The 12,976-nt window shown below is 56.5% G+C and carries 10 protein-coding genes and 2 pseudogenes; 8 read left to right on the top strand and 4 right to left on the bottom strand.

Going from position 1 to position 12,976, the window contains the following annotated elements:
* Window positions 1-115 precede the first annotated feature (115 nt).
* The 3 genes and pseudogenes from IAG25_RS42370 to IAG25_RS42070 all read right to left on the bottom strand — a co-directional run.
* Window positions 116-235: pseudogene (locus IAG25_RS42370) on the bottom strand (IS3 family transposase); the annotation flags it as partial.
* 82 nt (window positions 236-317) lie between these two features.
* Window positions 318-995, bottom strand: a complete 678-nt coding sequence (locus IAG25_RS42075; protein ID WP_304502704.1) for a DDE-type integrase/transposase/recombinase — start codon at window positions 993-995, stop codon at window positions 318-320.
* Window positions 996-1,082: 87 nt separating this feature from the next.
* Window positions 1,083-1,223 (bottom strand): hypothetical protein, encoded by a 141-nt coding sequence (locus tag IAG25_RS42070; RefSeq protein ID WP_309244019.1) that lies wholly within the window; start codon window positions 1,221-1,223, stop codon window positions 1,083-1,085.
* Window positions 1,224-1,494: 271 nt separating this feature from the next.
* On the opposite strand from IAG25_RS42070, the gene IAG25_RS38990 reads away from it, so the two are divergent.
* From IAG25_RS38990 to IAG25_RS38955, 8 genes are all read left to right on the top strand, one after another.
* Window positions 1,495-2,601 (top strand): IS5 family transposase, encoded by a 1,107-nt coding sequence (locus tag IAG25_RS38990; protein ID WP_187609636.1) that lies wholly within the window; start codon window positions 1,495-1,497, stop codon window positions 2,599-2,601.
* A 640-nt stretch (window positions 2,602-3,241) separates the two neighbouring features.
* Complete coding sequence (locus IAG25_RS38985) at window positions 3,242-5,299, top strand: EscV/YscV/HrcV family type III secretion system export apparatus protein (RefSeq protein ID WP_187609612.1); 2,058 nt, start codon at window positions 3,242-3,244, stop codon at window positions 5,297-5,299.
* Window positions 5,283-6,602, top strand: a complete 1,320-nt coding sequence (locus IAG25_RS38980) for a FliI/YscN family ATPase (protein WP_187609611.1) — start codon at window positions 5,283-5,285, stop codon at window positions 6,600-6,602. The genes IAG25_RS38985 and IAG25_RS38980 overlap by 17 nt, the downstream gene beginning before the upstream one ends.
* Window positions 6,596-6,964: a type III secretion protein gene (locus IAG25_RS38975; protein WP_187609610.1), complete on the top strand. Its 369-nt coding sequence runs from the start codon at window positions 6,596-6,598 to the stop codon at window positions 6,962-6,964. The genes IAG25_RS38980 and IAG25_RS38975 overlap by 7 nt, the downstream gene beginning before the upstream one ends.
* Before the next feature lie 1,371 nt (window positions 6,965-8,335).
* Window positions 8,336-8,605 (top strand): type III secretion system export apparatus subunit SctS, encoded by a 270-nt coding sequence (gene sctS / locus IAG25_RS38970; RefSeq protein WP_187609609.1) that lies wholly within the window; start codon window positions 8,336-8,338, stop codon window positions 8,603-8,605.
* A 1-nt stretch (window position 8,606) separates the two neighbouring features.
* Entirely contained in the window at window positions 8,607-9,386 is a 780-nt protein-coding gene (sctT, locus tag IAG25_RS38965) for a type III secretion system export apparatus subunit SctT (RefSeq protein ID WP_187609608.1), read from the top strand.
* On the top strand, window positions 9,383-10,447 hold the full coding sequence (locus IAG25_RS38960; protein ID WP_187609607.1) for an EscU/YscU/HrcU family type III secretion system export apparatus switch protein: 1,065 nt from the start codon (window positions 9,383-9,385) through the stop codon (window positions 10,445-10,447). The genes sctT and IAG25_RS38960 overlap by 4 nt, the downstream gene beginning before the upstream one ends.
* A 115-nt stretch (window positions 10,448-10,562) precedes the next feature.
* The gene (locus IAG25_RS38955; RefSeq protein ID WP_187609606.1) at window positions 10,563-11,162 is read left to right on the top strand and encodes a lytic transglycosylase domain-containing protein; all 600 of its coding nucleotides are present in this window, start codon (window positions 10,563-10,565) and stop codon (window positions 11,160-11,162) included.
* 311 nt (window positions 11,163-11,473) lie between these two features.
* Here IAG25_RS38955 and tnpC read toward each other — a convergent pair.
* Window positions 11,474-12,856: pseudogene (gene tnpC, locus IAG25_RS38945) on the bottom strand (IS66 family transposase); the annotation flags it as partial.
* Window positions 12,857-12,976: the final 120 nt, after the last annotated feature.

Raw genomic sequence — 12,976 nt, 5'->3', positions numbered from 1 at the left:
ATCGGTCGATGTCGCGCAAAAGATGTTCGTCCGATAATGCAGCCTGCGAGGTTCCTTTCTTAGAGGCGTGACCTTGCCCGCGAATTTCAGATCCCTTAGCTGAGCGGAGATTATGTCACCCGTAGATTTGAGCGGCGTACCAGTGCTGCTCGAATTTCATGGGACTGACGTAGCCCAACGTTGAGTGCAGGCGCGAATGATTGTAGAAGCTCAACCAGTCGATGACCTCACACTTGGGGTTATCTATGTTTTGTGCCCGGACTCGTTATGTGTCCGCTCGCAGTCGCGCCTTGAGGCGCGGTGCGCGTCTCAGTTCGCTAGGCACAAAACGAGTCCGGGCACAAAACATAGATTTTGTGGCTGGCCACAAAATCGAACATGACCCGGCCGGGACAGCCGCCGAACCATTCGAAGGCGCGCCGATGGCAGGCCAGCCACGTCTCTACCGTCTGGTCGAGCACGATCTCGGCGTACTGGTGACGCGACCAGCAAAGCGTCATCACAAAGATCCACGTCTTGAGCGGAAGGCCGGATTCATTTGTGAGCACCGGGCCGGCGCCGAAGTCGACTTGCGCCGCGTCCGACGGAGGAAACTCTAGGATCGTCGTCGTGGTCCCCGGCTTGCGCTCGGCACCCAGACGACGCAGCATGCGCTTCACGGCGTCATAGCTGCCCGTGTGGTCGTGATTGCGTTGAAGGGCGGCGTGGATGGTGGTGCCCTGGACGCCCGCAGCCGCCCAGTCGCGGATCTGTTCACGGAACGGCTTGGCCGTCGACACGCAGGTGTGCGGCAAGTGCGGCGAGCGACCGAAAACGCCAGCGATCGTGGCGTCATCTGGCAACGGCTGTGTCGGATCCAGCCATCCGAGCCCCTCGGCTTCCCGGCGCACGGTCGTCAACTTCTTGCAGAATGCGGTCGAGCATCGCGGCGGTAAACGTGGCGTGCCGCCGAAGGTCTCGTCCACTGGCGACGGTAGGTTGCTTGTCAGGATCATGGATCCACTCTCGCAGCGTTTGGCGACGATCTCGAGGAACGGGCTGACCTGATCCCAGAGAGCGGCAGATGCCGATTTCGTCGAAAATTAGTAGCCTTGGCCGAGAATGTTGTGCCGGACTACTGCGTCGTTACGTTCCTGTCGGCGCGCCACTTCGAGTTGCAACATCAAGTCTGCTGCTGTGATGAACTTTGTCTTGATGCCGGCTTGAGTTGCTGCGTATCCGATGACTATTGGAAGTTGCGTTTTCCAGACGCCGGAGGGACGAGAGGCACGGCATTCTCGCTGCGCTCGATAGAGCGCGGCGCGCCCATCTCCTGGATGGATTCGCGTGGCGCTCCGACCGCGAATCCGTAATCGTCCGGCGTTTTGATGGCCGGGAACCCCTTTAGGTGCCGCCGCAAATCTAGCAAGCTGTTGAAATACCCTCTACGCGGGTCTTCCGGGCTGGAGGGGCAAACGTTGATTGAAGGAATCAAACGACACTGAGACCGAAGCGATGCACGGAGCGGACGGCTACACCGAATCGATGTTCACGATGTTCAGACTGGATGACTTCGTTCCGGCCAATCACCCGTTGCGACCGATTCGACTGTGGTTGAACGAGGCGCTCGCTCGCATGGACGCGGTCTTCTCGCGCATGTATGAGAGCAAGCTCAAGGGCGGTCGTCCGAGCATCGCGCCAGAGAAACTGATTCGCGCATTGCTGTTGCAGGTGCTGTATTCGATAAGAAGCGAGCGCATGTTGATGGAGCAAATCTCCTACAAGATGCTGTTTCGCTGGTTCGTCGGACTCGCGATGGACGATGCGGTTTGGGACCACTCCAATTTCAGTAAGAACCGTGACCGACTGGTAGTTCACGATGTCATTGTTAGTCTGTTTAACGAGACGGTGGAGACCGCACGCGTGCGCGGTCATCTGTCGGGAGAGCATTTCAGTGTCGATGGCACGCTCATTCAGGCTTGGGCTGGGCATAAGAGCCTCGTGCCCAAGACGAAGTGGAACGACGACTCGCCGCCCGACGGCGGTGCCGGTTCTCAAGAGAACTGGCATGGCCAGAAGCGTAGCAAAGACACACATGAATCCAGTACGGACGCTCAGGCGCGTTTGTTTCGCAAGAGTCGTGGCACGGGCGCGATGCTTTGCTACATGGGTCACGTGCTGACCGATAATCGGCATGGCCTGGTCGTGAACGCACAGGTCACGCAGGCCAACGGCACGGCCGAGCGAGACACGGCGGCGCAGATGCTTGCGGACGCCGCGCGAGTCGCCGGTACTTCCATTACGGTCGGCGCTGATAAAAACTACGATACGGCGGGCTTCGTGGCAACATGCCGCGCGAATAATGTGACGCCGCACGTGGCACAAAACGTCGGCCGCGCGGGCGGCTCCGCCATCGATGCTCGAACGACACGATGGCCCGGCTACGCTATCAGTCAGCGCAAACGCAAATGCATTGAGCAGGTGTTTGGTTGGAGTAAGACAGTCGGGAGGATTCGGCAGGTGATGTATCGAGGTCTGAAGCGCGTCGACCAACTCTTTGTGCTGACTCAGGCCGCCTACAACCTGACGCGCATGCGAACGCTGGCCGCTCGGGCGGAATGAGCGCGAACGCGCAGAAGAATGCGACCTTAGCAGCACCTGAATCAACGAAGTTCGGCGTCGAATTAGTTGGACTCTACGCCGCGTTGGCTCTTTCGAGTGAACGAGCGCCCGTTCAAGAGGGGATATTTCAACAGCCTGCTAGACCGGGCACGTCGATGCTCGATATGGGCAGTCGCGGTCCCGATGAGGGTTGTCGCGTGATCTCAGGTTTCCACCTGATCCTTCATATCGTTTCAACACGGCAAGATGGTTCCATCACACGTGAGGACCGTCTAAATGGACCTGCAGTGGCAGCGACAGGTCGAACTTTGGTTGCGACTGATGGAAGCCCCCGGTGGCATCCCGGCCCCGCAGTTGACTTTACATCGTGGTAAAGATGTACATTATCTAGAGGACGCGGGCGGTCGGGCGCTGGTATCGCTAGCAAGGCCAGTCGCCGAAACCTTTCAAGTGCCAGCGCTCATGCGTCTATTGATCTTGTTGTCGCCGGAAGCTGCAGAGGGAATACCTTTGCGAGCGTGGTTGGCCCGCGGCTGCCTATGGTTGGCCGCTACCGCACCGCAAGATAGCGGGGCAGAAGTATGGGCGAGACTCGCGCGTCAACAATGCCGATTGCTCGACCGTGTTACCGAAAGCAGACATGAAGTTAAATAATTGGTTAGGCGTTTTAAGGGGGCGTCAGGACGTCGTCCTCGCAGCGATGCTGCTGTTGGCCATTTTCATGATGATCGTACCACTTCCAACTCTTCTTGTGGATGTGCTCATCGCGATCAATCTGACATTATCGATAATTCTATTGCTCATGTCGTTGTACATTCGTGATGCAATGGAATTTTCGGTGTTCCCGTCGCTTCTCTTGATCACCACCTTATACAGGTTGGGGCTGACTATAAGTACAAGTCGCCTGATCTTATTGCAGCACGATGCCGGCGAAATCGTTCAGACGTTTGGAAGTTTCGCTGTTGGTGGCAATCTCACTGTGGGCGTCATTGTATTCGCTATTATCACGATAGTTCAATTCATCGTGATCACCAAGGGTTCCGAGCGAGTGGCGGAAGTGAGTGCGCGCTTCTCTCTCGATGCAATGCCCGGTAAGCAGATGAGTATCGACGGAGATATGCGATCCGGTATCATAGACGCTGACGAGGCGCGTCGCCAACGTCTCTTAGTGCAAAAGGAAAGTCAGTTATATGGAGCGATGGATGGCGCGATGAAGTTTGTGAAAGGCGACGCTATTGCTTCGATAATCGTAATTTTGGTAAATATTTTCGGTGGTATCGCGGTCGGCGTATTCATGCACGATATGAGTGCTGGCGAAGCGGCGTCAACCTATGCGATACTATCCGTAGGCGATGGCTTAATTGCCCAAATTCCTGCGCTTCTAATCTCAATCGCGGCCGGCATTATCGTGACCCGCGTACCGGGCGAGATACGCCAAAATCTTGCTGCCGAATTATCGACGCAAATATTGCGCCAGCGACAGGCTCTTTTCATCGTCTCCGCGGTACTGGTGATTTTTGGTTGTCTTCCTGGTTTTCCGACGCTAATCTTCTTCGCATTGGCAGCGTCCATGGCTGGCGGTGTCTTTTATCTATCGCGTCGCACGGCAGGGGGCGGGGCACTTAATCCGAGTTCGGCGGGGGCGACGGATCATGATAGTTTAGGCGCCTACTCGATCCCGAAAGTGGGGGCTATCCCATTGCTCCTCCGTATCTCTCCGGAGTTAGCGCAAGGCCCAAAGTTGCATCGCGCACTAGGCGAGTTGCGGCAGCAGAAGATAGAGCAGCTCGGTCTCCCGATGTCCGAAATCCATCTGCAGGAGGATGAACGTCTACCCGCTCAGCGTATCGCTTTTTCGGTTTACCAAGAGCCCGTGCTGGAAGTAACTCTGCGCCCGCTAGTGCTACTTGATGCTAGAAGCACCCCAGTCTCACAGGCGGTGGCGCACGATAGCCTTCCGTTCAATGGTTTGACTGTGCAATGGGTGGAACCGGGCCATGCCGCGGATCTGAGTGCTTTGGGTGTTGTGCTATACCGTGAGCACGAGCGAATCGTTCATTTCATATCGCTTGCATTGGACCGTTATGCATCAGAGTTAATCGGTGTGCAGGAAGCACGCTACTTGATGGATCAGATGGAGCAGCACTATGGAGAATTGGTGAAAGAATTACAACGCCATCTTCCGGTGAGTCGCGTTGCTGATGTGTTGCGACGTCTGGTGGCCGAGAGCGTTGCGATTCGAGACCTCCGCGCGATCTTCGAAGCACTCGTCGAATGGGCGCCTAGAGAGAAAGATCCTGTCATGTTGACCGAGTACGCTCGTATGGCTCTACGCCGACACATTGTCGGTCGTTATCGCGGGCGCCAAACCTGGATCAGCGCCTGGGTGATTGGTGGACAAATCGAACAAAGTCTTCGCGAGTCCATTCGGCAGACCTCAGCGGGATCTTACTCAGCGCTAAGTGTCGAGGAGAATGCTGACATCGTAGAGCGGATCCGACGCGCGCTTAGTTCAAGTAGGCCTGCCGGCACGGTTCTAGTTACAGCCATTGATGTGCGTCGGTTTGTGCGAAAGCTAATCGAGCAGGAGTTGTCGAGCGTGCCAGTACTGTCCTTCCAGGAGGTAGGGGATGAAGCGGAACTCAAGGTACTAGGGCACATTGAGTTGATTGGAGAAGAGCATGCGGCGACTGCCTGACACTCGCGCGATTCTGGCCGCCCTGGAGCCGCCGAAGCTAAGTTTGAATGGTGATGTCCGGCTGGAAGGACGCTTATTCGAAATCGGCCCCACTCTCCTGCGTGCTCACCTGCCGGGCGTAAAAATTGGCGAGTTGTGTACGCTGCCAAACGGAGGGCTGTCGGAAGTTGTGGGGCTGAACGGCACGACTGCGATGTTGTCGCCGTATCAAGAGCCAAGCAACATGACTTGCGGCATGATGGTGCGGCCTAACGGAACTCGCGCCGACGTTGCGGTGGGTCCCTCGTTATTGGGACGGGTGCTTGACGCTCTAGGCCGACCGATGGATGGCCTGCCCCCAATGCAAACAGCGTTGCGACGGGAAATCGATGTGGTTCCGGCGGACCCGATGGAGCGGAAGACAATATGCAATGTCCTGCCAGTCGGCGTCCGTGCTATCGACACGGCATTGACTATCGGTGCCGGTCAAAGGATCGGCATATTTGCGCCAGCAGGTTGCGGGAAGAGTACATTGCTTGGGATGCTGAGCTCCGGCTGCGAAGCCGACGTAATTGTTCTCGCTCTCGTTGGCGAGCGAGGTCGAGAAGTCCGCGAGTTCTTGGAGAATATGATGAACGAGACAACGCGTGCACGTTGCGTTGTCGTCGTTGCTACTTCGGATCGTCCGGCTCTTGAACGGGTCAAAGCACCTGCTGTTGCCACTACTATTGCGGAATATTTTCGGGACCAGGGGCGGCACGTGCTGTTGTTGGTGGATTCACTCACTCGATATGCGCGTGCTGTACGCGAGATCGCCTTGGCGACAGGCGAGCCGATCGTAGGCGGTGGCTACCCCCCGAGTTTGTACGCGCGACTGCCGCGCTTGTTGGAGCGTGCGGGTCCTGCCGCGCGGGGGAACATTACCGCTTTCTACACCGTACTAATGGAGCAGCAGATTGATCCTCTAGCGGAGGAGGTGCGATCGCTCTTGGACGGCCATATTGTGCTTTCACGGAAGCTTGCTGAGGCCAATCACTTCCCCGCAATCGACGTTTTGGCCAGTGTCAGCCGTGTGATGCTCCAGGTAACTACAGAGCAACACCGACGCGCGGCGGCCAGATTACGGCAACTTCTGGCAGCCTGGCATGAGGTTGAACTGCTTGTCAGAGTGGGGGAGTATCAGCACGGGCAGGATCCGGACGCAGACGATGCGTTGGCTCGGCGCTCACAGATTGAAGCACTGTTGCGACAGCCAGTTGATGAGCTATGCGCATTCCAGAAGGCTTTGATGCTGTTAACCGAGACGGTGGGGCTACCATGCTGAAACAGCTGCTTGAGATAAAGAGTCGTCGGGAACAACGATGCCGTCGCAGTTTGGCGCGACTCGCGGACGATGATCTGAAGCTTGTCAAGAAGCAGGAAGCACTCCACGTACGCCGCCGCCTGCTCCAAGAGCGGTGGCGTGTCCTCGCGGCAACAAGTGGCGAATTCACTCAACACAAGCTGGCAACGCTGCGCGCAGACCTTGCCAAGCTAAAGAGCGAGGATCAGACACTTCAACGCCATCAAGAAGCTCTCGTCGCTGAGCGCAGTCAGCTTGCCACGTGTCGCGCCGAGCAGGAAACGCTATTGCGTCGCAATTTGCGGGAACAAGAGAAGCTCATGCTTCTGTTGGAGAACGTGTAATGGTTCGTCTTTCGCGTCATTCCTGTGCTGAACCTTCCGGATACCCGCGAGGCGACGCACGGCCATCAAACCGGGGTGACGGGCGTCGGTTCCAGGAATTGTTAGATTCGCTGTCAGAGCCTGCAACCGTCCCGTTTGAAGATCAGCGCGGGCAGACCAGCGTTCAGCATGCGGATGCGAGAGAGTCTACCGAGATGGCCTGCGCGCGCACGGCTTCGTTGTTGGGCGATCACTTTAAGGAGAATCAGGCGCGTTCGGCTTTAGACGGCGAAGTGCTGACGTTGCGAGCGAGCAGCGGACCCCTAGCCGGGCTAGTGATTCAGGCGGAATGGCGTAACCAACGTCTGAACCTGCGCCTTTGTGCGCCAAATGCGGCGATGACCTCCCGTCTAGAGCGGGAGCGTAGACAACTTCAAGTACTACTGTGTACTGACTTAGCCGTGCAAGTGTTCATCGAGGTGCACCATGCGCGTTGAACGCGTTCTCGACATTTTCGAGCTCAGCCGTATTGGGGCCACTGCCGAGATTGGCGAATATCGATTGAACTGCCGTGTGGGACACCCTTCTGGCGATGGCGTCCGTATCTCCTGTCGTTGTGGCGAAGAGTCGCTAACCTTTTGGGTCCCAGAACTCGCTTGGTGCGCTTGGGTCTCACCACAGATCTCCATTCGCTCGGCCAAGGATGTCGAAGACGAACTGAGACCGCTGCTCGCGAGTTGGACGATCGCCCCCCTGCACGAATTTCTAGAGACTCAGGATTCGCCTGGCTTGAGTGCGGCCAATGCAGAGACCGCTCCAGCACCTAATTCAGATCACTGGCGAATCACATTGCAGATAGGTAACCAATTCCTACCACTCTATTTGACAGGTGTTTCCGCCCATTGGTGCCGGTCCGTTCTCTCAATGTTTCTGCCGAATTCCGGTACGGTGCATCAACTCGAACTTGGGCTAGGTTGGTGCTTGCTAACGGAGGAAGCTTGGGCCAGGGTCACGATTGGGGACGCGTTACCAATACACGGGAAGGCAGTTGGACTCGACCGCTTCTGGCTACATCCTGCAGCCTCGCCCGGCCGAATTCAATTGATCGAGGGCGGTCGGGCCGTGGTGGAAGAGGGCGTAAGTGGCATCGTTGATATGCCTCAAGGCACGCTTTGCATGGCGGTTGAGGTTGGTCGCGCTGGCATTGGAGCCGAAGCGCTCGCCCGCTGGGACGCCGGGTCTCATATGACCTTGCAGGCCACCGCATTTGCTATGTTGCGACTCACTGCCGGTAATAGAACGCTAGCGTTGGGCAGATTAATATATTTTGACGATAGCTGCGCGGTTCAGATCTGCGCTCGATTGGATAGGAAAGAAGGCATCTAAAGCTCTATGGGAAAGGCACACATCGTTCAGCTAACCAGCGAATTACTGTGGTTAGTTCTCGTGCTGTCGTTACCAACGGTATTGGTTGCGTCAGTAGTCGGAATTTTGGTTAGCCTGGTACAGGCACTTACGCAGATCCAAGATCAGACTGTCTCATTTCTAGTAAAGCTCGTCGCGACCTGCATCACCCTCGCAGTATCGTATCGTTGGATGGGCGACGCGCTACTTCGGTACACTCAGCACTGCTTTGATCTCGTCGCGCAGATGGGGGTTTAGGATGACTGAAATCAGCCGCTGGTGGCCTCTGCTCGGAATAGCCATGATGCGCCCATTAGGTGCGACCCTACTGCTACCAATATTCGGACCGTCCATGCTCGGTGGAACGCTAATCCGAAATTCAATGGTAATGTTGATGGCCTTTCCAATGTTACCAGTCTTAACATCGACATCGTTACCCGATCCGATTCAGTCACCTAGTGTCTACACGTTCCTCCTGTGTAGCGAGTTTGCCATTGGCCTGATGCTGGGCTTCTCTGCCGCTATTCCGTTCTGGGCAGTCGATGCCGCCGGCTTTCTTTTGGACACACTACGCGGCGCCTCGATGGCCGGTGTTCTCAATCCGATGCTAGGAGGTCAATCATCCCCTTTGGGCGCTTTGTTCTCCAATATACTAGGGGTGTTGTATATTGTTTTAGGCGGGTTCCACGCCTTTCTATCCGCAATATATGATTCTTATCAAATCTTGGTAGTCGGTGTGACATGGCGATGGGGCGTCGATTTTATACCACTTCTAAAGAGCCAGTGGAATCTCCTTTACAACCTGGCCCTTACCTTTGCGTTGCCTGCAACAGTAATGATGGTGTTGGTAGATCTGGCCTTGGGCTTGGTCAACCGTTCAGTGCAACAACTGAACGTCTTTTCCTTATCGATGCCGATCAAGAGCGCTATCACGTTGCTGATGCTTATAATCAGTCTCCAGTTTTCTCTATCAGACCTCATCTCGCTCTTTGAGTCTTTTGACGGTGGGCTTATGCGCGTGCTTACGCTTGAGCGATGAGTCAAAAGACCGAAAAGCCGACCCGAAAACGTGTGTCAGATGCACGGCAAGAAGGGCAAATTGCAAAGAGCCAGGAGGTCAACGCGGCCGTGCTCTTGGCGGTGACTTTACTTTGGATGATCGCGGAAGGCGCCTCATTACAGACAGCCATGGCGGGGACCATTACCACGACAATATCTGTTATCAACCTACCGATACGCAGTGCCCTTTCGCAGCTAAGCGGCCAGTTCTCGCTATTGATGGTTCGGTTTGTTTTTGGTTTGGCCGGGGCTCTCTCGATTGCATTAGTATTGACGGGCCTGGTGCAGTCACAATTTCTGTTTGCACCGAAAGCTTTGATGCCATCCGCTCAGCGCATTAGTCCACTTTCGAACGTTAAACAGATTATTTCGATCCGCAATTTGTTTGAATTTGCGAAGATGGTCTTTAAGGTTCTGGTACTTAGTTGCATCTTTTTTTACTTTATTAAGCGATATTCTTCATCGTTTGCGCATTTGCCACTGGCGGCGCCAGAGTCGGGGTTGGCAGTGTGCGTGGAAATGGCGCAATGGATGTGGTCCATTTTGTTGGGGTTGACGGCTGTGTTCGCGATTGCCGACTACACGATGCAGCATCGAGAATTGATTAAGCAATTGATGATGTCGCACGACGACATCAAGCAGGAGTTTAAAAACTCCGAAGGCAATCCGGAGGTGAAACACCGCCGGCGGGAGTTGCATCAGCAAGTACAGAGCGGTAGCTTAGCAAAAAGGGTGGCGAAATCGTCAATTGTCGTACGCAATCCTACCCACCTCGCCGTATGCCTTCGGTATGAGGCGGGCGAGACACCGTTACCGCAAGTACTGGAGATTGGGCGCGGTGCGTTTGCACTGAGAATCGTCTCGGAGGCGGAGACACAGCGAATACCGGTGGTGGAGAGTGTTGCATTGGCGCGCGCACTGGCGGCTTCAACCAGCCCTGGCGATTACATTCCCGAGCCCTTGTTCCATGCCGTGGCACAAGTGCTCCGTGAAGTGCAAGACAGATGGCGCGACGAAGGAGGGGATGATGTTACGGTCTAGTCTAGTGCTGTGCTTTGGACTGTGTGCGCCCGCCGAGGCGCAGCAGTTACAGTGGTATTCGGTTTCCGAACCAACTCCCCGCACCGTAGCGACACCGCTTCCGCCGACTAGTGCAATGGAGCTCAGCTCCGCGGGCGGTCCGGATCCAGGTCAAATAGAGCAGATAAGAACGGCGTCGTCGCGGGTAAGACAGTTCGACGCATTGATCGTCGATATCTCGGAGCAGTATGGGGTCGATCCATTGTTAGTGCATGCGGTGATACGTGCCGAGTCGAACTACGAACCGTTGGCGATATCCAACAAGGGAGCGCTAGGATTGATGCAGGTGATGCCGGCCACGGGAATGCGCTTCGGAAAGTCAACGTTAGCCCATCCGCGCGATAATCTGGAGGCCGGGGTCGCCTACCTTAGTTGGCTGACGCGACGCTTTGAGGGGCGGCTCGATCTCGCATTGGCCGGCTACAATGCTGGCGAGGGTGCCGTCGCGCGTTACGGAAACGTAGTTCCTCCTTATGCGGAAACCCAGACCTATGTCCGTAGAGTGCTAGGCTATTACACGGGCTTGAGTGGCGGACCAGTTGCCGCGGAGCGCTCTCGTCCAACCGAGCCAGTGGTGGCCGCGGGTCGGAAGGCAACGAGAGAATCTAACAGCTTAAGGTTGATTCTTGACTTACTTATTGGAAGCCCGTTACCCGCAGTAGACAAGAAATCATAGCCATGTAAGCGAACCGGGGGTGCGGACAAAATCTTGGACTACCTGGAGGTAGTTCATGTTCTCATACGAAGATCGCATTCGAGCGGTTCGACTTTAGTTGAAGCTGGGCAAGCGCATCGGAGCTACCATTCGGCAGTTGGGCTATCCGACCAAGAACTCTCTCAAGGCCTGGCATCGCGAATACGAGCAGTGCCACGATCTACGGGCGGGCTATGTTTGTTCAAGGCCGAGGTATTCCGATGAGCAGTAAGCGTCCGACCACGGCGCGTTCTTGACAGCGTGTTGATATCGAAGAGTTGGACGTAGCGGGTTTAGACGCTGTCGAAGTGAAGCTGATCGGCAACGACCCATGGCAGAAGTTCGTCGACGCGATTGACGGGATGCTCGGCGATGCGAGCGATGACGTGGCGCAGGTAGGCCTCGGGATCAAGGCCGTTCAGTTTGGCGGTGCCGACCAGCGTGTAGATGGCGGCGCCGCGTTCGCCTCCGCTATCAGAGCCGAAGTGCAGGAAGTTTTTTCGACCGAGAGCGACGGCTCGTAGAGCGCGTTCAGCGGCGTTGTTATCGATTTCCACGCTGCCGTCTTCGACGTACAGCGCGAGCGCCGACCACTGATTCAGCGAGTAGTGGATGGCTTTGGCGGTATCGCTTTTTTGCGATACCGTATCCAATGTAGAGCGCAGCCAAATCGCGAAGGCTTCGAGTAGCGGACGCGCCTGCTCCTGCCTGACACGTCTGCGCTCGTCGGGCGGCTTGCCTCGAATCGCGGCCTCAATTGCGTACAGTTCGCCGATCCGGCGCAACGCTTCGGTGTTGACCTCGTTGCTGCGTGCGACGAACAGATCGTGGAATTTGCGGCGCGCGTGCGCCATGCATGCAGCCTCGCGCACGTCGCCACCCTCGTAGATCGCGTTGTACCCCGCAAACGCATCGGCCTGCAATGTTCCCTTGAAGTCCTTCAGATGGGCTCGTGGATACTCTCCAGCCCGTGTAGGACTGTATGCAAACCAGACCGCCGGCGCCTCCTTCGAGCCAGCTGGCCGGTCGTCCCGTACGTACGTCCAGAGCCGAGCGGTCCGGGTCTTGCCGTTACCGGGTTCGAGCACCGGTACCGGCGTGTCGTCGGCGTGGATCTTCGAGGCTGCCATCACGTACCGGCGAATCACCTCCACCAGTGGCCGGAGCAACGCGCTGCACTGACCCACCCAGTCGGCGAGTGTCGATCGGCTGAGTTCCACACCATCGCGCGCGTAAATCACTGACTGCCGATACAGGGGAAGGTGATCGCAGAATTTGCCAACCAGGACGTGTGCGAGTAGTCCGGGGCCTGGCATGCCTCGATCGATTGGCCGACTGGGCGCAGCCGCCTGCACAATGCAGTCACAACAGGTACAGGCCTTCTTGGGCCGCCGATGACGGATTACACGCCAATGCCCGGGAACGTAGTCAAGTTGCTCGGCAACGTCCTCGCCAAGCTCACCAAGTTTGCCGCCACATTGCGGACAACACCCATCATCAGGTTGGTGAACGACGTCGACGCGCTGCAGGTGAGCCGGAAGTGGTTTGCGTCCCGTTGGCTTCCCACCTTCAAGGCGGTGCCGCTTCGGTGCATCGACGGTTGCCGCGCCATCGTCGGCCTGAAGATCTTCGAGACGCAACTCCAACTGTTCGATCTGCCGGTCGATTTTCTCCGTAAGCGGCTCGCCTAGGCCGTGTGTAGAGGCGTGCGCGCCTGGGCGCAGGATTGCCTCAGGTGGAGCGGCTAGATATCTTGATGTGGTGAACTTGCCGCTGCGTGCAGCTTCTCGGCCACA

Source organism: Caballeronia sp. EK, assembly GCF_014384845.1.
Taxonomy (GTDB): Bacteria; Pseudomonadota; Gammaproteobacteria; order Burkholderiales; family Burkholderiaceae; genus Caballeronia; species Caballeronia jiangsuensis.
This window is presented reverse-complemented; position numbering and strand designations above follow the sequence as displayed.